This is a genomic window from Sulfurimonas limnophila (assembly GCF_059705345.1).
In genome coordinates, this window is the sequence record NZ_AP046127.1 from 951,267 (window position 1) to 977,456 (window position 26,190).

Consider the following 26,190-nt stretch of genomic DNA (forward strand, 5'->3'; position numbering starts at 1 on the left):
AGCATGGTGCAAGTAGTAAGTATGACAGAAGCTAGAAATAATTTTAAGCTATGAGATAGATATCAAACCAGCGAATCTATTTGTAACATAAGGCAATAACATATGATTTATATAGTTCTATTTTTAATATCTTTTACCATCACTTATCTCATAAAAAATTATGCTATAAAAAAATCACTTGTAGCAGAGGTAAATGAAAGAAGTAGTCATAGTGTACCTACTCCTCATGGCGGTGGAATAGCTGTCGCTATTACTTGGTTTGCAGGGCTTATCTATCTGTATATAAACGACCAAATAGAATCATCACTTTTCTTTGCACTTATTTTGGGTGCTGTGATAGCGATGGTTGGTCTTATGGATGACATAATAGAGCTAAAGCCAAAGACTAGGATGATAGTCTTTACTTTTATAGGAGTTGCGGGGCTTTATATTATTGGCGGATTAGATGTCATAACTTTTGGAATATTTAATATTGCAAACCCTATAATCACATCTTTATTTTCCTTACTGTTGATACTGTGGTACATAAACTTAACTAATTTTATCGATGGGATAGACTCTTATTTGGCTGTAGAGTTTATATTTTTAAGTATTGCTGGTGTACTTTTGTTTGGTGGAGCAGAACACTTTACAGTGCTTGGAGTGTCGGTGTTAGGCTTTTTATATTGGAACTGGCATAAAGCTAAGATATTTATGGGAGATGTTGGAAGCACACTTCTAGGCTACACCATAGCTATTATCACAATCTATTATGCAAATATTGAAAGTTCAAACCTATGGATATGGATCACACTTTATGGAGTATTTTGGTTTGATGCTACCATAACTTTAGTGCGAAGAAAGATTAATGGTGAGAAATTAAGTATCGCACATAAAAAACATGCCTATCAAAGACTAACACAATCTGGTTGGAGCCATAGTAAGGTTACCGTTTACGCACTTGGGCTTAATGTAGTGATATTTTTGCTAGTATATTTTATACCAAATATTGCTATAAGTTTTGCGCTTAGCATAGTGCTTCTTTATGGTGTGATGAAATTTATAGATAGTAAAAAGCAGTTTGTGTAGCAGTTTTAGTTAAGATGCTGATAAGTTAGCAAGATAAATTTTTTGAGGTGAAAAGATAGATGATTTTAAGCAAAAAAGTACTCAATTTTCTTGTCATCATAATTGTATCTATGTTTACGTTTTCGTGGACATATTTTATTTTTCATCTTCCATTTGACTGGGGTGTGGTTGCGACTATAGTTGTTCTTAGAGTAGTGGCATCTGTTCTTATTTACAAAGATTATTCCCTCTCATGGTCAAAAGCGACACAAAAAACATTTCTTTTAAAAACACTCGTAGTCGTAGTTCCATTGTTTATATCACTTGCAATCTACTATCAAGAGGTGCGAATAGTTTTTTTAATCTCTGAGGCATCTTTTTATCTTATCTCGGTTACATTTTTGATGTATTCGTATCACTATTACATAAACAGAAGTACTGCTCTAAAAACAAAGTCTCTAGTGATATATGGTGCTGGAAAAGCTGGTTTGAAACTCGAAGATGAGTTTAGGGACAGTGCATATAAAGTAAGGTATTTTGTCGATGATGATAAAGTTACTCAAGGCCGTAGTATAGATGCTATCAAGGTAGTCTCTAAGTTTCAGATAAAAGAGATAATAGGTGAGCAAAACAGGTATGATTTACTTATTATCGCAATTCCGAGTGCTTCAAAAGATAGAATCAAAGATATTCATGAGAGACTTAGCCCATATTTTAAACAGATAAAGATATTACCCGCTATTGATGAGATACTTCAAGATAAAAACTACTCTGCGATACTTCAAGATATCAGTGTTGAGGATTTACTAGCCCGTCACCCAAAAGATTTAGATAAAACAGCTATTAAAAAATTTATTTGCGCAAAGAGAGTTTTAATCACTGGTGCTGGTGGAAGCATAGGTAGTGAAATAGCAAGACAGTGTGCTCTCTTTGGAGCAAAAGAGCTTGTGTTGCTAGATCACAGTGAATTTAATCTATATCTTATAGCAGAAGAGCTTTGCGAATACAAACCAAAGCTTGTTATGCAATCTGTGGTTAATTTAGAACACCTAGATGCCACATTTGAAAAGTACAAGCCAGATATTGTTATACATGCAGCCGCATATAAGCATGTACCGCTTGTAGAGGAAAATATAACCGAAGCAATTATTAACAATGTTATAGGGACAAAAAATGTCATAGATATGTCAATAAAACATAGCGTTAAAAAATTTGTTCTTATCTCAACCGACAAGGCAGTGCGTCCTACAAATGTGATGGGAACAACTAAAAGGATTTGTGAACTTTATGCGCAGAATGTACTCTCATCAAAAACTGAAATTGTAGCGGTTAGATTTGGAAATGTTTTAGGAAGCAGCGGCAGTGTGATACCAAAATTTAAGGCGCAAATAGAAGCTGGAAAAAATATAACAGTAACTCATCCAGATATAACTAGATACTTTATGTTAATCCCTGAAGCTTGTGAGCTTGTACTTCAAGCAGCAAGTATAGGAAAGGGTGCAGAGATATTTATACTTGATATGGGAGAGCCTATAAAGATATTTGATTTAGCCAAAAAGATGATTGAGCTATCTGGAAGAGAAAATATAGAGATAGAGTTTTCAGGTCTAAGGAGTGGAGAGAAGCTTTATGAAGAGCTTCTTATCGACTCAAGTGATGCAAAAACAGAGTATGAGTCTATAACAGTTGCTGGTAGAACTAATTATTATATAGAGAAGTTAAACCAAGATATCTATGATTTAGTTCATTGTGAAGATAAATTAGAAAAGCTAAGAGAGATAGTGCCAGAATTTGATCATCAGGCAAACTAAAGCTCTCCTCTAAGAGCAATGGCGCTTTTTATGGCGTTTATGTAACTTAGAGTTTTTGCTTTTCCTTCGTAAGCTATATCAAATGCGGTGCCGTGGTCTACTGATGTTCTAATTATTGGTAGATTTAGTGATACATTTATGCTCTCATCAAAATATAGCGCTTTAAGAGGAGCTAAGCCTTGATCGTGGTACATGGCGATAAAGTATCTAAATTTCTCTCTTGCGTGTGGAGTAAAAGCAGTATCTGGGACTATTGGACCTATAAACTGCTCAAAACCTACTTTTTTATTTGCGCTTTTTATTGCTTTTGTGATTATCAGCTCTTCATTTCCAAGAACTCCATTATCTCCAGCATGTGGATTCAGCCCAAGAACAGCCACTTTTTCATTTGGTACTGAGTTATTAAAATCTAAAAAAAATTGTTTTAACTTTTTATATTTTATGGATGAAGCGACATCTTTTAGCGGGATATGTTCGCTAAAAAGAGCGACAAACATCTTCTGGCATCCAAGCATCATAATGGCATCTCTGTTGAAGTGCTCACGAAGCAAGTCGGTGTGACCTTTGTATTTGAGTCCAGCTAACATCCAAGCTTCTTTGTGAATAGGCATAGTTACAACTGCATCGGCTTTTTTTTGCTCACATAAAGATATGGCATGAATGAAAGAGTCATAAGAGTATCTGCCAGAATCTTTATCAACGCACCCTTTTTTTATAGCAAACTCTCCAGCAGTCTCTGATATTTCAAAATTTGATGGGATTTTATAGCCTAGAAGGGTTGACGCTTGATTTAACATGTAAGAGTTTATGCAGTAAAGAGGAGCGCAGAGCTTTGAGACCTCTTCATGTGCTTTTATCGCTATCTCGATTCCAACACCATTTAAATCTCCAACACTTATAGCAATGCGCACTTTGCTCATCGGCTTGTTAATCTTTTCATCTCTTTTATAGCTTCGCCTAAACCGCAAAATAGGCTTCTAGCTACTATGCTTTGACCGATGTTTAGCTCTGTTATCTCAGCTATCTTCATCATCTCATGAACATTGTGGTAGTTTAGTCCATGCCCAGCAGCAACCTCAAGACCGATTTTTTTTGCATGTTTTGCAGCTTCATCTATTGCTAAGATGGACTTCTCAAGTCTGATGGAGAGCTCATGGCGAGGAAGTTCTAGCTCTTTTATGGAGTGATTGGAGTGCGGAAGTGAGGAGTTAAGCATCGCATAGAGATTTGCAAAAGTTCCAGTATGAAGCTCAACCATCTCAGCTCCCAACTCTTTTGACTTCTCAACAGCCTCTATGGTCGGGTCTATAAATAGTGACACAGGTATAAGATAGTCATGTAAAAGCTCTATCGCATAAGCTATCTCATCTTCATAGCCAAAAACATCAAGTCCACCCTCTGTTGTTACCTCTTCTCTCTTCTCTGGAACTAAAGTAGCGCGGTGAGGCTTCAAGTCAGTTACGATATCTAAAATAGCTCTGTTTATGGAGCACTCTAGGTTTACACCGACATTAGAGTATTTTATAATAGCATATGCATCAGCGTCTTGAATGTGACGTCTATCTTCTCTAAGATGGATAGTTATCTGGTCTGCTCCGTTTTGTGTAGCAACATAAAGAGCGTTTAAGATATCTGGATCATTCACTCTTCTAGCTTCTCTTAAAACCGCTACATGGTCTATGTTTACGCCTAATTTCATACTGTTCAAATTAAAATCCTATCTGCTTCTATGTAGAGGATGTTGGTAGTCATTTCTCTCACATGCGTTAAATGTAACTACTGTTCCAACTGCCAAAAAAGTCATTAAAATAATTTTTTTCATTACAAATCCTTTAAAAAGTTTGTTCAATTATATCATTGATACTATTTACATCGTCTGTATTGGCAAAACAACTCTTATCTCCACAAATCATAAAACCTTTATCTTCAGAGGCTTTTTTAAATATAAATGGGTAGTTTAGTGAGGCAATCTTTAGCGCATTTGATTCTAAGTTTTTCTGTTCCGATTTTATAACTCTATCGCCCTTTAAGTAGCGCAACATTTGACGTAACATGCAAGGGTATATAACAGGTCTTCTTCCTAGTTCGTAAGAGTTGTATTCTAGTGTCTTGAAGGCAAAATGGCTATATTTCGCATCTTCTAAAAGTGTGCCTAAAGAGAGCAGAACATCAACTATGATTGCAACAGAACTTGTGTAGGTATTGTCAGAGATTTCCGCTTTTGTCTCAAACTCTCCAACGCTAAATCTCCATGTTCCTTTATCATAAAACTTCTCTAAAGCTATGTTTGCTAAGTGCTGTGCGCGGATAAGATATAGCTCATTTTGTGTTGCGTTATATGCTTCTATCAGAGCAGAAGAGAGATAAGCATAATCCTCTAAAAAAGCCTCTACTTTAGGAGTTTTATGTATAAGAGTCGTGTGATAAAGTTTACTCTCAAGGTACATTGTATCTAGTAGTGCGTTTAGCGAGTTTATAGCTCTTTGTGTATAGTTAGAGTCGATTTTGCCTAAGTTGAAGAGTGCTTTTATCATCATTGCAGACCATGATGTTTGGATTTTTTTATCTATAAAAGGGTACTCTCTTTTAGCTCTTAGAGTTTGTAGAAGCCTTTTAATTTCACTAAAACCTTCAACTCCACTCTCATCTCTAAATCTGATGATGTTTTTTCCCTCAAAATTTCCATTTTTTGTGACACTCAGTGCATCTAAAATAGCCTCTATATTTGAGTAGTTGTTATCTTTTAAAAGTGTATAAACTTCATCATAGCTATATACAAAGTAAGTTCCCTCTTCGCCCTCGCTATCGGCATCACTAGCACTATACATAAGGTCGTCTTCACTCATAAAGTTATGCCAAAAATCTGCGCACTCTTTAGCAATATGTAAAAAACTCTCATCACCATAAGAGAGATAAGCGTTTGTGTAGAGTTCACAAAGCAGGGCGTTATCGTAAAGCATCTTCTCAAAATGCGGTACTAACCATTTATCATCAACGCTGTATCTGCAAAACCCGCCATCAACAAGGTCGTATATACCGCCTTGTTTCATCATACGCAGTGTATGTAAAAACATAGCTTTTGCCGCTTTATCATCATATAGTTTGTCAATAACAAGCAGTGTGCCCAATGTGCTAACATGAGGAAATTTTGGTGAATGAGAAAAGCCTCCGTAAGCTGTTTCATAGTTGTTTTTTACTTGAAGCATAAAGTTTTTTACAAAATCCTCTTTTAGAACCGTTGCCTCTTTTGGATGCTCTTGGTTGTTTAAAAACCCCTCTATCTCGTCTGCATTTTTTAACAACTGCTCATCATTTGCAGAGATTTTAGATGCTATGAGTTTTGTAAGCTCGATAAAACCCATCCCCTCGATACTTCCCTCTGTTGTTTGTGGAGCTATATATGTTCCTGCAAAAAATGGTTTATTTTGTGGTGTACAAAAGATAGAAGTTGGCCATCCTCCGCTTCTGCGGTTTAGTAACATATATACTTCTTGATAGTGTTTGTCTATGTCTGGGCGCTCTTCACGGTCTACTTTAATACTGATAAAATGTTTATTTAATATATCTGCGCACTCTTTGTTTTCAAAAACATTCTCCTCCATAACATGACACCAGTGACAAGAAGAGTAACCAATGGAGATAAATATAGCTTTGTTTTCATCTTTTGCTTTTTTAAAAGCTTCATCGCACCATGGGTACCAATCAACTGGATTATTTTTGTGCTGTTGCAGGTAAGGAGAGTCCTCTTTTTCTAATCTGTTTGACATAATAATTCTCTGTATTTTAATTTTATGTAGAGTAGGGAAATGTTGATGATATTTTGCTTAAATGATAAGTCTAAGTTTTACGATAAGTATTTAGAGTTTTCATAAAGTTTACACTTAAAATGTTATAATTTACTCACATTTTATAAATCTGGACAATTAATTCATGAAAAAAATCATTTTATTTCTACTTTCATCCCTCTTTTTACTTGCTGCACAACCAAAATTTTTGATGCCTGATGAGGCATTTATGCCATCGGTTAAGTTAAATGAGAAGATGCAGTTAGAGGCTACAATTGGGCTTGGTAAAGATATATATGTTTATGAAGAGTCGGTTAAGTTTGAGCTAAAAGATGCAAAGGGCATAAAGATTAAAGATATAGTCTCTCCTAAGAGTGTAGAGCATCATGAAGATAAGGTCTATCTTGAATCTCCTACTTTTTTAATATCTCTTGATAAGGATGCAGGTGTAGATGGCGTTAAAAATATCACGTTAAATTTCTCATTTCAAGGGTGCTCAGAGCAGGGGCTTTGTTATGAGCCAGATACAAAATCTTATACATTTGAGATAGACAGTTCAAATCTTGAAGTAGCATCAGATAAAGAGAGTTTGCCAAAAGTAGAGACAAAAGCAGAACTAAAGATAGAAGCCAAGACGGAGACAAAAGAGCTATCAGAGAGCGACTCAATTGCAGATACCATAAAAGAGGGCAGTATAGCTCTTATCTTAGTGACATTTTTAGGCTTTGGTCTTCTCTTGGCACTTACTCCATGCACATTTCCTATGATTCCTATCATCTCTGGCATCATCATCTCTCAAGGGGAGGGGATTACTACTAAAAAAGCCTTTATGCTCTCTTTGGTTTATGTCTTAGCTATGGCAGTGGCATATACGATAGCTGGAGTTTTAGCAGGTCTCTTTGGCTCAAATCTTCAAGCAACGCTTCAGGCTCCATGGGCAATATACTCATTTTCTGCAATTTTTGTAGCACTTGCACTTAGTATGTTTGGCTTTTATGAATTAAAACTTCCAGACTCTTTTGTTGCAAAGATAAGCTCAAATCACCATACAAACCGCAATGGATATGCAGGAGTTGCTATTATGGGCTTTTTATCTGCCCTGATTGTTGGACCTTGTGTTGCTGCTCCTCTTGCTGGTGCGCTGGTTTATATCGGGCAGACAGGAGATGCGCTACTTGGCGGTGCGGCTCTTTTTGCTATGAGTATAGGGATGGGGATTCCTCTTATCTTGGTTGGTGTGAGTGCTGGTAAGTTTATGCCTCGCCCTGGCGCATGGATGACTATGGTTAGCGCTGTATTTGGGGTTATGATGCTAGGTGTTGCTATCTGGATGCTTGAGCGTGTTGTAGATGAGAGCGTAATCGTGCTTCTTAGTGTAATGCTTGGAGTCGGATTTGCTACCTATTTTGGAGCGTTTGATAAAGATGCACATCTATTTAGAAGAACTATCTCTATCCTTGTTTTTATCTACTCTGTATCTCTTTTTGTTGGCTTGATGGCAGGTTCATACAACATGATAAAACCGCTTGGATTTTTAAAGTCATCTTCTGGCACGAGTAGCCAAAGTGTTAAATCTGCACATTTAGAATTTAAAAAGGTAACTTCTATTTCAGAGCTTGATAAGGTTTTAGAAGCAAATAAGGGGAAGAAAATTATTTTGGATTTTAGTGCAGAGTGGTGTGCCGTATGTAAAGAGCTAGATAAACAAACATTCTCAGATGAAGCAGTAAAAGCAAAGATGAGTGAGTTTGTGCTCGTAAGAGCAGATGTTACGCAAAACACTCAAGAGCAAAAAGATCTAAGTAAAAAATATGGAGTTTTTGGTCCACCTGTAATCATCTTTTTTGACAAAGAGTCAAACGTAATAAGCTCAAAAACAGTCGTTGGCTTTATAGAAGCTGATAAGTTTGTAGAGCATTTAAAGAGCATATAACATAAAATATGTGCTAGAATTACCAAAAAATTTATAAAAGGGGGAGATATGAAGAGAGTCGAAAATATTTGTGATTTTAAACTATTAAAGCTCTCTTTGCTCTCTAAGCCTTGTTATTGCAATATATTTTTTGCTCTAAAGACAAGAACTTCTCTTTTGATAAATCATTTTATTCCTCGTTGTCCATACTATACAACTTACTTTGCGTTTAGACGCACAGGCGTACATCCTCCTCTCTAATATCCTTTTTTTACAAAATCATTACAAAAAAATAGAAAAAAATAATGACACAAGGATGTTTTAATGTCAAAAAATTACATAGTTGGTTTCCCACGTATAGGGGAGCAAAGAGAGTTAAAGAGAGTTTTAGAAGAGTTTTGGGCAAAAAAATGCTCATTTGAAATGGTTACAAAAGTAGCTTCTGAGTTAAAAAAAAGACATTGGGAGTATCAAAGAGATGCAGGAGCAGAGTTTATAAGCTCTAACGATTTTTCACTCTATGACAATATGTTAGACACCTCGGTAATGCTAGGTGCAATTCCAAAGAGATTTGCCAATCTTGTGGGCGAGGAGCTCTACTTTGCAATGGCAAGAGGCAATGCTTCAAGCGTAGCTATGGAGATGACAAAGTGGTTTAATACAAACTACCACTACATAGTTCCAGAGTTAAGTTTGGATGATGAGTATCTGCTTAACGCTTCAAAAATAGTAGATGAGTACAATGAAGCAAAAACTCTTGGCATAAAAACAAAGATAAATATAATCGGACCTATAACTTATCTAGGGCTTAGTAAAAGAGCAGACGGTGGCGATGTTTATGAGCTTTGGGGCAAAATATTGCCGATTTATGAAGAGCTCTTAAAAGTTATAAGCAGACTCGATGAGAGAATCACTGTGCAGATTGACGAGCCAATTTTTGTAAAAGAGTTAGATATCAAAGTCTTGAGTTTGATAAAACCGACTTACGATAGACTTTGCGCAGTTTCGCCAAACATAAAAATTGCTGTTGTTACATATTTTGAGCACTCAAACGAAGCAACAAAAGTTTTAGTTCATACACCAATCTGGGCAATAGGGCTTGATTTTTTATATGGAGAAGAAAATTTAAAATCACTTGATATCATAGCTATGAGTGGCAAAGAGCTTATCGCAGGGGTAGTTGATGGCAGAAATATATGGAGATGTGATATAGAAAAAAGTCTTGAGCTATTGAGAGATATCTCAAATTTTGTGAGTAAAGATAGAATTTTAATCTCCTCATCTTGTTCACTTCTTCATATACCTTTTACTATAAAGTATGAGGAGAAGATGAGTGGTGAGATAAAAGAGTGGCTAAGTTTTGCGCTTGAAAAACTCTCTGAAATATCGCTTATATCAAAAATCTTTTTTGAAGGAGAGTTTAGTTTGGATGAGGCTCAAAAAAGCTCACTCGTAAACAATAGAGATGCAAATATAAAGAGAAGAAATTCGACTCTCATCCATAATAAAGCTGTACAAGAGAGAGTAAATAGTCATTCAAAACTTCAAAGAGATGGAGATGCAAAAGAGAGATTAAAACTCCAAAGAGAGATTTTTAGATACGAGGATTTAGTAACAACAACCATCGGCTCATTCCCTCAAACTCCAGAGTTAAGACGTGCTAGAAGTGACTTTAAAGCCGCTCTTATCTCAAGTGATGAGTATGAGAGTGAGATAAAAAAGTATATAGATGAGTGTGTGCTATTTCAAGAAGAGTGCGGACTAGAAGTTTTAGTTCATGGTGAGCCAGAGAGAAACGATATGGTTGAGTATTTTGGTGAACAGCTAAATGGATATGGATTTAGCCAAAATGGGTGGGTACAGAGCTATGGAAGCAGATGTGTAAAACCGCCATTTATCTATGGAGATATAAGCAGACCTCGCCCTATGACGATTGATTGGATAGCTTACGCACAAAGTAAAACAAACAAGATTATGAAAGGGATGCTAACGGGTCCCGTAACCATCCTAAACTGGTCGTTTGTGCGTGATGATATGCCAAGAGGAGAAGTTTCAAAGCAGATAGCTGTTGCTCTTAGTGATGAGATAGATGATTTGCAAAGAGCAGGTATAAAAATCATACAGGTTGATGAAGCGGCATTTAAAGAGGGGTATCCGCTAAGAAGAGCGAAGATAAAAATATATGAAGCGTGGGCGACTAGAGATTTTAAAATCGCTGTTAGTAGTGCAAAAAAAGAGACACAAATCCACACTCATATGTGTTATAGCGAGTTTAATGACATTATAAATACCATAGAAGATATGGATGCAGATGTTATCTCCATAGAGACTGCAAGAAGTGGCAATGAACTACTAAAAATATTTAAAAAAGTAGGATATACAAAAGAGGTAGGGCCTGGTGTTTATGATATACACAGCCCAAGAATCCCGAGTGTTGAGGAGATTGTAAAGCAGATAGAACTTCTGCTTGAGGTTTTGCCAAAAGAACAACTTTGGATAAATCCAGATTGTGGATTAAAAACAAGAAAATGGGAAGAGGTAAAACCAAGTTTAAAAAATATGGTTAAAGCGGTGAAAATCGTAAGAGCAAAGCTAAACGTTTAGCTTTTGTAGAAGACTCTCTTTGCAAAAAAAAGCAAAGAGGGTTTGTCTATTTTATGTTGCTAGAAGCCACAAAAGAGGCTAGTTTTTTGATAAACTCATTAGGGTTGGTGTCTGCTATCTCTTGAGCTAGGATTTTATCTGCTCCATCGCCGAGTATCTTTTTAAACACGGCTTTAATATCTTCTATATCGCCTCTGTTTTCAAGTCTGCGTCTAAGACCTATCGCATTTAAGCCTTTGATAGTAGCTTTATTGCCCTCTACTAGCATAAATGGTGGGATATCGCTATCTACAACAGATGCACCGCCGATCATAACTCCTGTCCCTATCGTGTTGTTTGCTTCTATCACGCTAAATCCGCCAAGAATAACTCTCTCTTGACATCTAACATTTTCATAAAGTCTTACCGCATTTGTTACGATACAAAAGTCACCAAGCTCTACTCCGCTAAATATTTGAACATACCCCATTAAAAAGTTGTTAGCACCTATAACTATCTTTTTATTGCTTCCATCTTCACTCTCTTGAGAACCGATTTGAGTAAACTCTCTGATATGCGTTTTTTCACCTATCTTTATATCTGAGTTCTCATTTCCAATAGTAGAAAAACTAAAGATTCTTACGTCCTCATCAACTTCAAGCTTACCCTTTAGGATAATATTTGATTGTAGTATTACGCCATCTTTTAGCACAACATCTTTGCCGATATTGCAAAATGGACCTATGATTACATTCGAAGCGATTTTAGCACCATCTTCTATGATTACGCTTGAGTGGATACTATTTTTGTTTTGTGACATTATTTACTCGCAATTTCTAATGTAATTATGCTATCTTCGATAGAAGCCAAAGAGCCTCTGTCTCCACTCTCTAAGTAGTTTATAAATGCTTCAAGCTCATCGCTTAGAGCATTGCTTCTGCTTACAAAACAGTTTTTTGTAATATGTGAAGATGGATTTATATTTATACGTTCAGTGAGTGTTTGAGATAGTAAGTCAGCTTCAAAAAACTTGATTTTACTATGTTCATCAACTCTACAAGCCACGCTTATAGCTCTTTTTCTATATGGTGTGAGCCAGTTTGTTGCGATATCCCCGATGATATTTCCCTCAAGTTCAAACGCTAAGATAGCGTTGTCCTCATGAGTTTTATGAATTTTTTGAGATTTGAAAACAGCACTTTTTATAATATTTTTTTTAGTGATAAATCTAATCAAATCGCTATCATGAACAGATAAATCCGTCAAAATTCCAACATCTGCAATGCGTTCTGGAAAAGAGCCACTTCTAACAATAGAGATAGATAAAATCTCATGCTCTTTTATCTCATTTATGAGAGATTTTACAACAGGATTATATCTCTCAATATGCCCTACACAGCTCTTAATGTTGCTCTCTTGTATCGCTTTTAGTATCTCTTTTGCATCTTCAACACTTGATGCTGCTGGTTTTTCTATAAAAATATCAATGCCACGCAAAGCACACTTTAGAGCTGCTTCTTTATGTAGAAATGTAGGCGTTACAATGATGAGAGCATCAGGTTTTATCTCATCTAGCATCAAATCCAAATCATAGTAAAACGGCTCTTCAAACTCGCCATTTTTAACAACATCACAAAGAGCAACTACTTTAGCAGATGGTATCTGCTTTAGCGTGTTGTAATGGTTTTTCCCCATTACACCAAGTCCGAGAATCGCAATTTTTTTCAATAATTAACCTTTAATGGCAGCAACAACAAAATCTTGCTCTGCTTCACTTAAAAACGCGCTCATTGGAAGTGACATAATTTGTGTAGAGATTAATTCACTAAGAGGAAAATCCCCATCGCCATAACCTAGATATTTAAAAGCTTCTTGTAAGTGAAGAGGTACAGGGTAGTGAACAGCAGTTGGAACACCAAGAGCAGATAGTTTTGCTACCATTGCTTCTCTATCTTTTACTCTGATTGAGTATTGAGCATATACGCTTACGTTTCCATCAGCAATTTTTGGAGTTACAACGTCTGCGTCTTCAAGCAGATCACTATATCTGCTACCTATCTCATCTCTTAATCTTGCTTCTTCTTCAAAATGTTTTAGTTTTACATTTAATATCGCTGCTTGAACTGCATCAAGACGGCCGTTAATTCCGATATATTTATGTTTGTATCTCTCATTTTGCCCATGATTTAATAGCATTCTCATCTTTGATGCTAACTCATCATCACTTGTAAAGATAGCCCCGCCATCACCATAAGCACCAAGAGGCTTAGATGGGAAAAAGCTTGTACATGCGATAGTTGAGAGGTTACATGATTTTTTACCATTATAAGATGCACCAAAACTTTGACAAGCATCTTCTATAACTACAAGGTTATGTCTTTTTGCTATCTCGTTGATTTTGTCCATATCTGCGCATTGACCATAGAGTGAAACAGGGATAATCGCTTTTGTTCTCTCAGTGATAACCGCTTCAATCTTAGTTGGGTCTATGTTGTAGCTCTCTTCGTCAATATCAACAAAAACACTCTTAGCGCCTAAAAGAGCGATAACCTCAGCAGTTGCGATAAAAGTAAATGGAGTTGTGATAATCTCATCACCTTCGCCAATATCAAGAGCCATAAGAGCTAAAAGAAGAGCGTCTGTTCCACTGCTACATCCAATCGCATGATTTGCACCAGTATAAGCTGCTAGATTTTTCTCTAACGTGTTTAATTTCTCTCCGCCGATAAACTGCGCTGAATTAAAGACTTCCATAACTTCACTGTTTATCTCTGTCTCATATTTTTTGTATTGTGCTTGTAGGTCTATAAAGTTTATTTTCATTTAGTTTTTTATCCTAATAATTAAATCTATTTAAGATTTTTCGACGATTTTCGCAACTGTTTTTGAACTGCCGTGTTTCAAATAGCCTCTAAGCGCTTTTGAGTCACTCAAAAACTTCTCTCTGTCATACTCATGGTACGACTTTAATAGATTTTCTTTTGTGACATCCTCTTGTATAAATTCGGGGTGAAGCACCACGCCTTTAAACTTTGAGAACATTATATTTGCAAGACCGATATACTCTAGCTTGACAAGTCTACTTGCTATAAAGTAGTCAAACCCCTTAGCAATATATGTCAAAATAAAAGGCGTTCCGATTAGTGAAGCCTCTAGTGTTGCCGTCCCGCTACATATAAAAGCAAAATCCGCTTCAAGAAGCGTCTCATGCGTATTGTAAGCTATTTTAAAACCCGCAAGATTACCATAAACTTCTTTTATATCTTCTTTAGAAAAGTGTTTTGGAATGATGATAATTGACTCTGCATCAAGCTCTTTTTGAAGCTCTATAAAGATTGGAAGAAGCTTTTTTATCTCGCCCTTTCTGCTCCCTGGCATAAAGACTACTTTTTTTACTTCTTCTCTTAGAGTCTCTTTGAACTCAGATATCTGATCAAGTAGCGGATGTCCAACATAAGTAATTGGCGCAGTTTTAGAGTAGTAGTCTTTTTCAAATGGCAAGATGGAAGCAAGATGGTCTATCGTTTTTTCAAGTATTGGGATACGCTTTTTTTTCCAAGCCCATGCTTGAGGCAAAATGTAATAGATAATCTCTTTAGTTGGATATTTTTTTTTGATTTTTTTGGCAAGTGGAAGGTTGAATCCAGAGGAGTCTATGAGTAAAACTTTATCAACATCTTTAGCTAATTCAAGCATCTCATTGTTTAGTTTTATAAAAAAAAAGAGTTTCTTTATAGCATCAATAAAACCCATGATAGAGAGAGCTCTTAAATCAACTATGCTATTTCCCAAATCTCTATCAAAAATACCGATAAATTCTGTCGTCTCGCTTAACTCTTTTTTTAAAGATTTTAGATGTATATTTGCAGAGTGCTCTAGCGCACTTACCAAAATCTTCATGAACCTCCATCTCCCTCTCTATAAAAATTATCATCATACTTTTTTTTACTATCTTCTTTTACATAGTTGTACATAAAAATTGATAAGTTTTCTATATCGTCGTCGCTCAAATTAAGAGCAAAGGGTATCATCATGTCTTGTTGCTGGTTTTCAGAAATCTTAGAGCGAAATCTCTTTAGTTTATAGGACATATAACCTTTTGCACGATTTGCAAGATATGGATAGTTATGCATCCCCTCTAAATCTCTTCCATGACAGCTAAAACACCCATTTTTCATATATACGTTTTTTCCTAATTCATATGGCGATGAGGATTTTGCAAATGAAATAAGAAACAATAGGAAAAATAAAAAACGCAATTCTAAGCCTTTGTTGTTTATAATTTTAGCATTATACCAAATCCATTTTTTTAAAGAGGGCAGTGTTTATGATTTTTAAGAACGCGATTGTATGTGACGTTAATGGCGAGAGAGTTTGTGATGTAAGAGTTGAAAATGGGCTCTTTGCTGAGATTGGTTTAGATATAAAGGGTAAAGAAGAAGTTGACGCAAAAGGGTTGTATCTTATACCACTGCTAGTAGATTTAAATATAAAAACATCAGATTCTAACCTAAATGCTAAAAATATAAAAGCAGTTTCAAATGAGGCGCTAAAGGCTGGAATAGGGCATATAGTGCTTAGTCCAGATTCTACTCCTGCGATTGACAACGAGATAGTCTTAGAGTTTGCTCAAAACGGACTTCATGAGCTCCATGGCGCAAAAGTTGATTTGATGATAAACACGCTTAAAGAAGACGCAACGCTTAGCAACATCGCAATTTTGTTAAAACGTGGAGCAGTTGCACCTTATATGAGTACAATCGCAAAAAATGATGTAGCCATAAAGATAGCGCAGTATGCCCAAATGTATGGAGTAACTATCTTTTGTAAAGCAGAGGATAATTCACTAATCTCAAGTGGTGTTATGCTTGATGGCGATGTCAGTTCTAAACTAGGTCTTGCTGGGATTCCTGATTTGAGCGAAGTACTGCATGTCTCTCGTATGATTGAGATTGCAAGACACTTTGATATAAAGATACTTTTTAAAGCGATAGCTTCTCCACGCTCTATATATCTTATTAGTAAAGCAAAATCGGAGGGTGTAAAGGTTACGTGTGAAGTATCTATTCATCATATATTAAACTCTGATGAGGCTTGTAAAAATTTTAATACAACAGCAAAACTAAATCCGCCACTAGCTTCAAAAAAAGATATGAATCTTCTTCAAGAAGCGCTTAAAAACTCTCAAATAGACATACTGACAACGCTTCATCAACCAAGCTCTCCGATAAGCAAAGAGGTGGCGTTTTACGATGCTGCTTATGGTTGTGAGGGACTCTCACATGCTATGAGTCTATACTATACAAAACTTGTAAAGAGCGAGATGATACCTATGAACAGGCTCTTAGAGCTGTGTGTTAGAAATCCTCTAAAAGCCATTGGAAAAGATGGCGGAGAGATAAAAGTAGGAGAGAGAGCCTCTTTTATGCTTTTTGATCCAAGTAAAAAAGTTACTATGGATGAGAAGTTGTCCCTTTATAGCGGTGAGGAACTTTATGGCGAGATTAGAGAGGTTTTTAACTTCTAATATGATAATATTCCAAAAAAATTACAAGGAGACAATAAAATGCTACATGAATACCGTGATATCATAACTCATATGAAAGAAACAGGAAGCGAAAATGCTCACTTTTTAAGAATCTTCAACAAGCACAATGAGCTAGACGATAAGATATTAAAAGCTGAAAAAAGTGAAATCATACTTACTGATATGGAACTAGAAACTCTTAAAAAAGAGAAGTTATTGCTTAAAGATGAGGCGTATTCTATCCTTATGACATACAAAAAAGAGCATAGTCTTTAATCCATCAATATGATGGATTAGGCTCTTTTTCTATAAAATTCCGCTTTAAATTCTCCGTAACAATCATTTAAAATTGCTTCTCTAGCTTCTCTCATAAGATTAAGATAATAGTGTAAATTATGAATAGTCGCAAGTCTGAAGTATGCTATCTCACGAGCACGGAAAAGATGGTTGAGGTAAGCTCTTGAGTACCTTTTGCATGTTAAACATTCACACTCGCTATCTACTGGAGTATTATCCTCTTTAAATGTCGCGCCTTTTATGTTTAATCTTCCAAATGAGGTAAAAAGTGTTCCGTTTCTTGCATTTCTTGTTGGCATAACGCAGTCAAACATATCTATACCGCGCTCTATATTTTCTATCAAATCCTCAGGCGTTCCAACACCCATCAAGTAACGAGGTTTATCTGTTGGCATGTATTTTGTTGTATGCTCGACTGTATCGTACATCTCGTTGTTTAACTCGCCAACACTAAGTCCGCCAATAGCAAAACCATCAAAATCAAGAGCGCAAAGCTCAGTTGCACTCTTTGTTCTAAAGGCTTTGTCTGTTCCGCCTTGGATAATGGCAAAGATATTTTGCTCTACACCGACACCCTCTTTTTGTTTTGCTCTAAAGTAATCTATACTCTCTTTTGCCCATGCAGTCGTTCTCTCAATGCTTAATGCTATGCGTTCTTGAGTAGCTGGAAGAGCGACAAGATCATCTAAAATCATCATGATGTCAGAACCAAGATTGTGTTGGATGTCGATAACCTTTTTCGGCGTAAAGAAGTGTTTGCTTCCGTCTATGTGGCTTCTAAACTCTATACCGTTTTGTGAAGCTTTAGAGATGTCGCTTAGGCTAAACGCCTGAAAACCGCCACTGTCTGTTAAAAAACTCTTTGGGTAAGTTGTAAAGCCGTGAAGTTTTCCCATCTTAGCAACAGTCTCATCCCCTGGGCGTAGATACATGTGGTAAGTATTTGCCAAAATTATCTCTGCACCAAGAAGTTCTAAAACATCCTCCATATCAAGAGCCTTGACACTCCCAAGAGTTCCAACAGGCATAAAAACAGGAGTTTTTATAGTTGAATGGGCTGTTTTAATGGTACATGCACGAGCATTTTTTGAAGTGGCTTCTAAAGTAAATTCCATAAATAATATTCCTAAAGCATATAATTTTTTGACATTATAACATTAACTGAAATTTCTCGCTTTTTGTGCAGGTTATTACTGGAATATACAGCTTTAATTAAAGTTATTTATTTATCTGTATTTTTTCAACCAATATAAAGAAATGGTACTAGAATGATACAATCAAATAAAAGAAGGCAAAGCAGATGACTAAAACATTGATTAAAAATATTGATGCAATCCCACCACTCCCAGAATCAGTACAGGATGTTGAGAGAATATATAGAGATGAAAACAGCACGTTTGAAGATATGCAAAAGGCTATCGAAAAAGACCCGATTCTAACAGCAGATATACTTAGGATTGCAAATTCACCTATGTACGGCATATCTAGAACTGTAAATAGCGTAAAACAAGCAGTCTCACTACTTGGCAAAGATGCGATTAGAGCATTTGTTTTAAATAGCGCAGTTAATGCTTCTTTTAAGATTGATTTGTCTCCTTATAGTATGACAAAAGAGCAGTTTGCATATGCTTGTGAGAGACAATTGGCACTTATGATAAATTGGCTTATTCGTACTCAAGCAAAACGTTTAGGAATCCTTGCACCAGCCGCATTTTTAGTTGATATAGGTCGTGTGATAATCAGTAAAACAATCATAGAAGATGGCAGAGCAGATATAGTAAAAGAGTCATTGGGCAGTGCAGAAGATATAGCTCGTGCAGAAAAGAGTGCTTGTGGTATGCAAACAACAGATGTAACAGCAACTCTTTTTAATAACTGGAAATTAGACCCAGAAATCATCCACGTTATAAGATATAGCGATGACCCAGAAGGAACGATGGATGAAGATAGAGAAATGGCAGCACAGCTAAAGGCTATTAGAGAAACAGTTCTTCCAAATGGAGAGATAACAAAAGAATCAATAGCAATAGCAAAAGCAACCATAGAAGAGTTCAATCTAAATTTAGAGAGTTATGAAAAAGCACTAGAGAAAGTTTTAAACTCTTAACCTGTAAATTTTGGGACGTTAGAAATTTCTCTCTACAAAGTTTCACATCTGCTTTCATGACTTACCTCTACACTGTATAAAACCTCTTTTCGAGCAAACGCTTGAAAATGAGGAAGCAATAACAAAATAAGTTTAAGTCCTTTTAGGGTAAAATCGCAAAAAAATTTGCAAGGTGAATTTATGGCAACTATCGGAATGAGTGATATCAAAAAAAATATTCGTCTTATAATAGGCGAAGTACCATATAAAGTGGTAGAGTTTCAACATGTAAAACCTGGTAAAGGTGCTGCATTTGTTCGTATGAAAGTTAAGAGCTTTTTAAATGGCAAAGTTGTTGAAAAGACTGTTCATGCTGGAGATAAATTTGAAGTTCCTGAGATAACTTTTAAAACTATGCAGTATCTTTATGATGATGGCGAGCAGTATCAGTTTATGGATAATGATAGTTATGAGCAGATAGGTCTTAGCTACGAGCAGTGTGATGACGCTTCAAAGTGGTTTAAAGATGGTATCCAAGTTGATATGATTTTTTACAAAGGAAACGCTATCTCTGTAAGTGCTCCTGAGGTTATGGAACTAGTAATTACTGACACTCCTCCAAACTTCAAGGGTGACACATCAAGTGGAAGTAAAAAACCTGCAACTCTTGAGACTGGCGCTGTTGTTCAAGTGCCTTATCACGTTCTTGAGGGCGACACAATTAAAGTAAATACTGTTGATTGTGAATATCTAGAAAAAGTAAAATAAAACCCAATAAACACGACTTTGCTCGTGTTTATATCTATCTCGTAACTTCCTCTTAAACTCATTTTTACTATAATCCTAAGCTTTAAACAATAAGTACAAAAGGTTATAAAATGAGCGCTCAGCCCTTTACCCATCTTCATCTTCACACGGAATACTCACTTCTTGATGGTGCAAATAAACTAACCAATTTGGTAAAGCAGGTAAAAGAGCTCGGCATGAGTAGTGTTGCTATGACCGATCATGGCAATATGTTTGGAGCGATTGATTTTTATCAGCAGATGCGAGCCGCTGGGATAAAGCCTATTATCGGGATGGAAGGTTATATCCATAATGGCGAAACTATGGATGATAAAAGCTCAAAACAACGCTTTCATATCTGCCTTTTTGCAAAAAATCAAAAAGGTTATGAAAACCTTATGTATCTCTCTTCAAAAGCATTTATAGACGGCTTTTACTACTTTCCACGTATAAATAAAAATGAGCTAAGAGCTCATAGTGAAGGGCTTATATGCACCTCTGCATGTCTTCAAGGCGAGGTAAATTGGCATCTAAATCTATCAAATGATAGAAATGTAAAAAATGGCGCACTTGGATATGATGGCGCAAAAGCCGTTGCTCTGGAGTATAAAGATATATTTGGGGATGATTTTTACCTTGAACTTATGCGTCATGGCATAGGAGATCAGCTCTTTATTGATGAGCAGGTTTTAAAACTATCTAAAGAGTTAGATATAAAAGTAGTAGCTACAAATGATACACACTATACATTTGCAGAAGATGCTCAGTATCATGAAGCTTTTATGTGTATAGGGATGAATAAACTCTACGACGACCCAAATCGTATGCGTCACTCTGTTCATGAGTTTTATCTAAAGAGCCCAGCACAGATGGCGATGCTTTTTGCAGATATTCCTGAAGCCATTGAACATACACAAGAGATAGTTGAGAAGTGCAACTTAGAGCTAAAACTAGGAGACCCAATCCCTCCAAACTTTAAATTTTCAGCAGAGTATGCACGAAATGATGGCTTAGAGATAAATAGCAGTGATAAAAATGAGATAGATGCCCAGTATTTTGTTTATCGTTGCAAAATAGGGCTTGAGAATCGTTTAGCGCATGTAGCCGAGGAGAAACATCAAGAGTACAGAGATAGACTTGACTTTGAGATGAATGTCATAAACTCTATGAAGTTTCCAGGATATATGTTAATCGTTTGGGATTTTGTTAAAGTTGCCAAAGAGAAGGGTATAGCGGTTGGTCCAGGGCGAGGAAGTGCGGCGGGGAGCTTGGTTGCTTATTCGCTTGAGATTACCGACATCGACCCGATGAAGTATGATTTGCTTTTTGAGAGATTTTTAAATCCTGAGCGTGTAAGTATGCCCGATATCGATATGGACTTTATGCAGGCTCGTCGTGGTGAAGTGATAGACTATGTAGTAGAGAAATATGGACGAAATCAAGTAGCGCAAATTATCACTTTTGGTTCACTTTTGGCAAAAGGAGTAATCCGTGATGTTGCTAGAGTTTTGGATATGCCACTCTCTCAAGCTGACAAAATGGCAAAACTTGTTCCTGATGAGCTTGGAATCACCCTAAATGGAAGAACAAAAAATGGAGAGTTTATAGCTGGAGCTTTTCAAAAAGAGCCAAAATTAAAAGAGCTAATAGATAGTGACGCAAACGCTGCAAGAGTTTGGGAATTTGCAAAAAAACTTGAAGGATTAAAGAGAAATTCTGGTATTCATGCCGCTGGAGTAGTTATATCAAACGAAGAGTTATGGAAAAAAACGCCTATTTATAAGCCTTCAGGCGAGGATGTTTTTGTAACTCAGTACTCTCTAAACTACCTTGAAGATGTAGACTTGATAAAGTTTGACTTTCTTGGTCTTAAAACTCTTGATGTAATCGATAACGCTATCAAGCTTATAAAGTTTCGTTACAACAAAGAGATAATCTGGCATGAGATAGATGAGAATGATGCAAAGGTTTATGAGGTTATAAGAGGCGGAAATACGGTTGGAATGTTTCAGATAGAGAGTTCTGGTATGCAAGATTTGAACAAACGACTAAAACCAGATAATTTTGAGGATTTGATTGCGGTTTTAGCGCTCTATCGTCCAGGGCCAATGGAATCTGGAATGCTTGAAAGCTTTATCGAGAGAAAGCATGGCAGAGAGAAAATAGAGTACACTTTTGATAGTATGGAGCCCATACTTAAAAACACATACGGAGTCATCGTCTATCAAGAACAGGTTATGCAGATAGTACAGAGTGTTGGTGGTTTTTCTCTTGGTTATTCAGACATTATCCGCCGTTCTATGGGTAAGAAAAAGGATATGTCCGTTTATAACGATGAGTTTGCAAGGGGAGCTCAGAGTCAAGGGCTTGACTACGCCGAGGCTTCAAAACTCTTTGATTTGATTGAAAAGTTTGCTGGGTACGGTTTTAACAAATCACACTCTGCGGCTTATGCGATGGTTACCTTTCAAACAGCATGGCTAAAAACTTACTATCCTAACGAGTTTATGGCGGCACTTCTAACGTCTGATAAAGATAATACAGATAAAGTTGTGCGTTACATAGATGAGACTAAGAGGATGGGAATAGAGTTATCGCCTCCAGACATTTGTGACTCACAGCTTGAATTCTCCGCTATCACAAAAGATGACAGAGAGATAGTTCTATTTGGGCTTGGTGCTATAAAAGGTGTAGGTGAAGCAGCAGTTCAATCTATACTTGAGACAAGAGCAGAGGGTGGAGAGTTTATCTCAATAGAGGATTTTGTAAACAGAATTGAGCCATCAAAAGTTAATAAAAGATTTATAGAGTCAACAATTAAAGCTGGTGGTTTTGATAGATTTGGGTTTTCAAGAAAAGCACTACTTGACCAAATAGAGAAGATTGTAGATACTGCAAAAGATGCTTCAATGGCTAGAAAAAATGCAGTAGGAAGTCTTTTTGGAGATGATAGTGAGATAACAAGTGTTGAGTTAAAACTTAGCAACTCGCCAGAATATGGACTAAAAGAGATTTTAGAGTTTGAAAAAGAGACAATTGGTTTTTATATATCAGGACATCCACTTGATGAATTTAGAGATAAGCTAGATGAGTTAGAGTACACGCTTTCATCTGAAGTAGAGGATGTAAAAGATGGCACTTATGCTATTTTTATAGGTAAAGTTGAAGAGATAGTTAAAAAAACCTCTAAAAAAGGTGCTCAATTTGGCATAGTAAATCTTATGGACTTTCATGGAAATATAGAGCTTATGCTGTTTTCAGATAAAGTAGAAGAACTCCAAGCGATGAACTTAAATGAGCCAATAGCCTTTAAGGTAAAGATAACTCACACAGATATGTTTACAAGAACAAGTGTGAGCAAAATCATGACACTAAAAGATGCAAAAAAAGAGACGCAAAAGACTAAAAAAGAGGTTAGAGAAATACCTCTTCCGCCACAAGAGCCGATAAATCTTGCTATAAGACTAGACACAAATATGAGGATTTTAGAAGATTTATATCAGTTAATCAGACAAAACCATGGAAACAGAGAGCTAAAAATAACGATAATTTCAAAACTTCAAAATATAGTTATAGACTCTAGTATAAGAGTTGACAGTAAAATCATTAGTCTATTAGAGGGTAATGAAAGTATTGATATATTGGTTTCATAAGGGTAGAGATGAGAGAAAAAATAAAAACAAAAGTAAAAGAGATTGCTGTAAATCCAAACACAAAAAAAGTACTTCTTTCAATGAAGCCAGAGCGTAATTTTTGGGGAATTAGCGGTGTGGTTTTATTTCTTATACTTCCAGAAATTATTGCCTATATCTGGGGAGCGGATATTACTCTGTATGCAAATAGAGAGCTTTTAGTAGCAGAAAGTTTTTTAGATAAACAGTACTTTGAGATGCTAATAATGCTCTTTGAAGATGGGATGAGTTATATAAATCTTCTCATTGGTATAGTGCTTTTTATTTGGCTTTTTTTCTAATGAAATCACGAGATTTGGAGCATCTTTTTTATGAGTGGGATGGTGATGTTTTGGTTTTAAATATACTGGGAACCCCATCAGCAAAGAGAGATGTTATAGGCAAAGTAAGAGCAAACCAGCTAAAAGTAAGTGTTAGGGCACAGCCTGAGGGTGGAAGAGCAACGGACTATATGGTAGGCTTTTTAGCAAAAGAGTTTGGAGTTAGTGTCTCAAGCATAGAGGTAGTTTATGGACGAGAGAGTATCCACAAACAACTCCGCATAAAAGCACCAAAAAAGCTTCCAAATGGTATTAATGAGTAACTGTTTACAAATTTTAATTTGTCTTTAGTTAAGTTCTAAATGTTTCAAGTTTAGCATGTAGCTCATCAGTCATAGCGTTAAGATGCTCAGCTGCTGCTGCGATCTCTTCAACATTTCTTGCATTTCTTGAAGATATTTCATTTATCTGAGTAACTTGAGATACGATATACTCAACATTTTTACCAGTTTTCTCAAAGTCATTTACAGTTTTATCACTTGCTCTTACAGCATCTTCAACGATACAAACGCTGTTGTTTATCTTCTGCTCAACATCAGAGGCGCTCTGCGCTAAAGCTTGAACTTCCTCTGAGTTTGAGCTCATCTGTCCGCTTACATCAACAATTGACTGCACGATTATATTTATGGTTGCATTTATCTCTGTTAAGCTTCTTTGAGTTCTCTCTGCAAGTTTACGAACTTCATCGGCAACAACAGCAAAACCACGCCCATGCTCACCAGCACGAGCTGCTTCTATGGCAGCATTTAGAGCTAGAAGGTTTGTTTGGTCTGCTATATCTGAGATGATTTCAAGAACATTTTTAACTTGATTTGCTTCATGTGAAAGTGTTTGCATTCTATCTGAGAGTTCTACTTCAAGCTGGGCACTCTGCGAAACTTTTTGACTAAGAGATACTATCTCATCTCTTGCCATGTCAAGATTTTGGTTTGCTTTTAGTATCTCTTTTTTACTCTCTTGCGCATCGCTTATCGCTTGAGAAATCTCATCTTTAATGTTTTGAGCTTTTTTAGTTGCCTCGTCTATGATAGTTACAGATCTCTCAACACTCTCTCCAACACCCATAGCCGTAGTTGATAGCTCGTGAGAGATAGAAGCGTTTTCACTTGAAGATTGTTTTGAGGTTTCTATTATTTTTCTTAGTCTGTCTATGAGTTTGTTAAAATTTGATGCTATATCAGAGAGCTCTTTAGCAGATTTTTCATCAGCCTTAAGCGTGAGATTATTGCTAGAACAAATCTCTAGTATAGTTGCTTTGAGAGTATTAATAGGCTTTATGATATTTGAGTTTATCATAAAAATTGCAATTAGAAGAATAGTTATTAATACAAAAACAGAGTAAATAACGATAGTCAAACCTATACTGTTTGGTACATCTAGGACTTCATTTTCATTGATTTTAGAAACTATAGCCCATCGTATACCGTTGCCTATCTCTATAAATGAGTATGAAGATAAAACCTGATTGTTGTTGTAGTCAGTAATTACCTTTGTATCTGTATTTCCATTTAGTGCATCTATGGAGGCTTGAGAGTTTATCATACCTGTTGATGGGTTTGCAAAAGATGCTTCCAAAGAGTGGTTTTTATTGTCTAAAAAGCTGTTATTTCTCATAAGCTTGTCTTGCCCGATTAAAATATCCTCTTGTGTTGCACCATAACCTTCTCTATGGCTTGTTATAGAATCTATCTGTTTGCTGTCTATCTTTAGCACAAGTACAGCTTGAAGCTCTGCTCTAATCATAATAGGAGTAGATAAAAACATAGCCGCACTCCCATCAACACTATAGTACTGCATATCTATAAAAGTTGATGATTTGTTCAATACAGCTTCTCTCCATGCTTTTGCTAAAGGGCTGTCTTTGAGTTCAGAATACTTTAGGTTTGCTCCGTAGTCTGATTTTTTTGTGGCGCTATATACAACTTGCCCTGTCTTTGCCAAAATAACATATAAGTCACTATACTCATACTCTTTTAGGTATTTTTGAAAATACTCTTCATGTGGAATCCTCTGCTCTTTTGCAGATGGAGCATTTACTGCAAAAGGATCACTCTCTTTTATCTCTAGCTCGTCATATACACTCAGCATATCCCATGCTAAGTTTTGCAGATTTTCGCTGTTTGTAAGTACTTCTATATCCTTTTTACATCTGTTAAAAAAGATTTCAAGATTATATTTTTTTATATCTCTCATCGATGTTAGTTTTGCATAGCTTTGAGATACAAGAGCATCTTTACTTTTTTTTGTTGATATGAAAGTTGTGATAACTGTTAAAACTATTAAAGATGAGAATATCAGTAGTAAAAGCTGACTTTTTATACTTAATTTTTGCACTTGTTTCCTT

General features: G+C 36.1%; 22 protein-coding genes. 12 read left to right on the forward strand and 10 right to left on the reverse strand.

The window, feature by feature from the left end:
* Positions 1-102 precede the first annotated feature (102 nt).
* Together AC6H33_RS05015 and AC6H33_RS05020 are read left to right on the forward strand one after the other, a co-directional pair.
* Positions 103-1,068, forward strand: a complete 966-nt coding sequence (locus AC6H33_RS05015; protein WP_497605862.1) for an MraY family glycosyltransferase — start codon at positions 103-105, stop codon at positions 1,066-1,068.
* Between the two features lie 59 nt (positions 1,069-1,127).
* Positions 1,128-2,858 carry a polysaccharide biosynthesis protein gene (locus tag AC6H33_RS05020; protein ID WP_497605863.1) on the forward strand — a complete coding sequence of 577 codons (1,731 nt, stop codon included), beginning with the start codon at positions 1,128-1,130 and terminating at the stop codon, positions 2,856-2,858.
* Here AC6H33_RS05020 and pdxA read toward each other — a convergent pair.
* The 3 genes from pdxA to AC6H33_RS05035 all read right to left on the reverse strand — a co-directional run bounded on the left by pdxA (position 2,855) and on the right by AC6H33_RS05035 (position 6,625).
* Positions 2,855-3,778 (reverse strand): 4-hydroxythreonine-4-phosphate dehydrogenase, encoded by a 924-nt coding sequence (gene pdxA / locus AC6H33_RS05025; protein WP_497605864.1) that lies wholly within the window; start codon positions 3,776-3,778, stop codon positions 2,855-2,857. The genes AC6H33_RS05020 and pdxA overlap by 4 nt on opposite strands.
* On the reverse strand, positions 3,775-4,557 hold the full coding sequence (locus tag AC6H33_RS05030) for a pyridoxine 5'-phosphate synthase (protein WP_497605981.1): 783 nt from the start codon (positions 4,555-4,557) through the stop codon (positions 3,775-3,777). The genes pdxA and AC6H33_RS05030 overlap by 4 nt, the downstream gene beginning before the upstream one ends.
* A gap of 133 nt (positions 4,558-4,690) precedes the next feature.
* Complete coding sequence (locus tag AC6H33_RS05035) at positions 4,691-6,625, reverse strand: thioredoxin domain-containing protein (RefSeq protein WP_497605865.1); 1,935 nt, start codon at positions 6,623-6,625, stop codon at positions 4,691-4,693.
* 163 nt (positions 6,626-6,788) lie between these two features.
* Here AC6H33_RS05035 and dsbD point away from each other — a divergent pair, with 163 nt between their 5' ends.
* The 3 genes from dsbD (at position 6,789) to metE (ending at position 11,159) form a co-directional block, all read left to right on the forward strand.
* On the forward strand, positions 6,789-8,576 hold the full coding sequence (gene dsbD / locus AC6H33_RS05040; protein WP_497605866.1) for a protein-disulfide reductase DsbD: 1,788 nt from the start codon (positions 6,789-6,791) through the stop codon (positions 8,574-8,576).
* Between the two features lie 48 nt (positions 8,577-8,624).
* Positions 8,625-8,816, forward strand: coding sequence for a hypothetical protein (locus AC6H33_RS05045; RefSeq protein ID WP_497605867.1), 192 nt, complete (start codon positions 8,625-8,627; stop codon positions 8,814-8,816).
* A gap of 63 nt (positions 8,817-8,879) precedes the next feature.
* Complete coding sequence (gene metE / locus AC6H33_RS05050) at positions 8,880-11,159, forward strand: 5-methyltetrahydropteroyltriglutamate--homocysteine S-methyltransferase (protein ID WP_497605868.1); 2,280 nt, start codon at positions 8,880-8,882, stop codon at positions 11,157-11,159.
* Between the two features lie 46 nt (positions 11,160-11,205).
* On the opposite strand, the gene AC6H33_RS05055 is transcribed toward metE, so the two are convergent.
* Genes AC6H33_RS05055 through AC6H33_RS05075 form a run of 5 tightly spaced genes read right to left on the reverse strand, consistent with a single transcriptional unit; the run spans position 11,206 to position 15,316 of the window.
* Positions 11,206-11,958, reverse strand: coding sequence for an acyl-ACP--UDP-N-acetylglucosamine O-acyltransferase family protein (locus tag AC6H33_RS05055; RefSeq protein ID WP_497605869.1), 753 nt, complete (start codon positions 11,956-11,958; stop codon positions 11,206-11,208).
* Positions 11,958-12,866 carry a Gfo/Idh/MocA family protein gene (locus tag AC6H33_RS05060; RefSeq protein WP_497605870.1) on the reverse strand — a complete coding sequence of 303 codons (909 nt, stop codon included), beginning with the start codon at positions 12,864-12,866 and terminating at the stop codon, positions 11,958-11,960. Before AC6H33_RS05060 ends, AC6H33_RS05055 begins: the two co-directional genes overlap by 1 nt.
* Before the next feature lie 3 nt (positions 12,867-12,869).
* Positions 12,870-13,961, reverse strand: a complete 1,092-nt coding sequence (locus AC6H33_RS05065) for a DegT/DnrJ/EryC1/StrS family aminotransferase (RefSeq protein WP_497605871.1) — start codon at positions 13,959-13,961, stop codon at positions 12,870-12,872.
* Between the two features lie 30 nt (positions 13,962-13,991).
* Positions 13,992-15,038, reverse strand: a complete 1,047-nt coding sequence (lpxB, locus tag AC6H33_RS05070) for a lipid-A-disaccharide synthase (RefSeq protein ID WP_497605872.1) — start codon at positions 15,036-15,038, stop codon at positions 13,992-13,994.
* On the reverse strand, positions 15,035-15,316 hold the full coding sequence (locus AC6H33_RS05075; RefSeq protein ID WP_497605873.1) for a c-type cytochrome: 282 nt from the start codon (positions 15,314-15,316) through the stop codon (positions 15,035-15,037). The genes lpxB and AC6H33_RS05075 overlap by 4 nt, the downstream gene beginning before the upstream one ends.
* Positions 15,317-15,465: 149 nt before the next feature.
* Here AC6H33_RS05075 and AC6H33_RS05080 point away from each other — a divergent pair, with 149 nt between their 5' ends.
* Both AC6H33_RS05080 and AC6H33_RS05085 read left to right on the forward strand, forming a co-directional pair.
* Positions 15,466-16,665: a metal-dependent hydrolase gene (locus tag AC6H33_RS05080; RefSeq protein WP_497605874.1), complete on the forward strand. Its 1,200-nt coding sequence runs from the start codon at positions 15,466-15,468 to the stop codon at positions 16,663-16,665.
* A gap of 39 nt (positions 16,666-16,704) precedes the next feature.
* Positions 16,705-16,941, forward strand: a complete 237-nt coding sequence (locus tag AC6H33_RS05085; RefSeq protein WP_497605875.1) for a DUF465 domain-containing protein — start codon at positions 16,705-16,707, stop codon at positions 16,939-16,941.
* A 17-nt stretch (positions 16,942-16,958) separates the two neighbouring features.
* Here the strand turns inward: AC6H33_RS05085 and tgt are convergent, their stop codons facing one another.
* Positions 16,959-18,077 (reverse strand): tRNA guanosine(34) transglycosylase Tgt, encoded by a 1,119-nt coding sequence (tgt, locus tag AC6H33_RS05090; protein ID WP_497605876.1) that lies wholly within the window; start codon positions 18,075-18,077, stop codon positions 16,959-16,961.
* A 185-nt stretch (positions 18,078-18,262) separates the two neighbouring features.
* On the opposite strand from tgt, the gene AC6H33_RS05095 reads away from it, so the two are divergent.
* The 5 genes from AC6H33_RS05095 (at position 18,263) to AC6H33_RS05115 (ending at position 24,109) form a co-directional block, all read left to right on the forward strand.
* The gene (locus tag AC6H33_RS05095; protein ID WP_497605877.1) at positions 18,263-19,069 is read left to right on the forward strand and encodes an HDOD domain-containing protein; all 807 of its coding nucleotides are present in this window, start codon (positions 18,263-18,265) and stop codon (positions 19,067-19,069) included.
* Positions 19,070-19,249: 180 nt separating this feature from the next.
* On the forward strand, positions 19,250-19,816 hold the full coding sequence (efp, locus tag AC6H33_RS05100; protein ID WP_497605878.1) for an elongation factor P: 567 nt from the start codon (positions 19,250-19,252) through the stop codon (positions 19,814-19,816).
* Between the two features lie 110 nt (positions 19,817-19,926).
* Positions 19,927-23,487, forward strand: coding sequence for a DNA polymerase III subunit alpha (gene dnaE, locus AC6H33_RS05105; protein ID WP_497605879.1), 3,561 nt, complete (start codon positions 19,927-19,929; stop codon positions 23,485-23,487).
* 8 nt (positions 23,488-23,495) lie between these two features.
* A complete protein-coding gene (locus AC6H33_RS05110) occupies positions 23,496-23,807 on the forward strand; it encodes a hypothetical protein (protein WP_497605880.1) in 312 nt (103 codons plus the stop codon).
* The gene (locus AC6H33_RS05115) at positions 23,807-24,109 is read left to right on the forward strand and encodes a DUF167 domain-containing protein (protein ID WP_497605881.1); all 303 of its coding nucleotides are present in this window, start codon (positions 23,807-23,809) and stop codon (positions 24,107-24,109) included. Before AC6H33_RS05110 ends, AC6H33_RS05115 begins: the two co-directional genes overlap by 1 nt.
* Before the next feature lie 28 nt (positions 24,110-24,137).
* Here the strand turns inward: AC6H33_RS05115 and AC6H33_RS05120 are convergent, their stop codons facing one another.
* A complete protein-coding gene (locus AC6H33_RS05120; protein ID WP_497605882.1) occupies positions 24,138-26,180 on the reverse strand; it encodes a methyl-accepting chemotaxis protein in 2,043 nt (680 codons plus the stop codon).
* Positions 26,181-26,190: the final 10 nt, after the last annotated feature.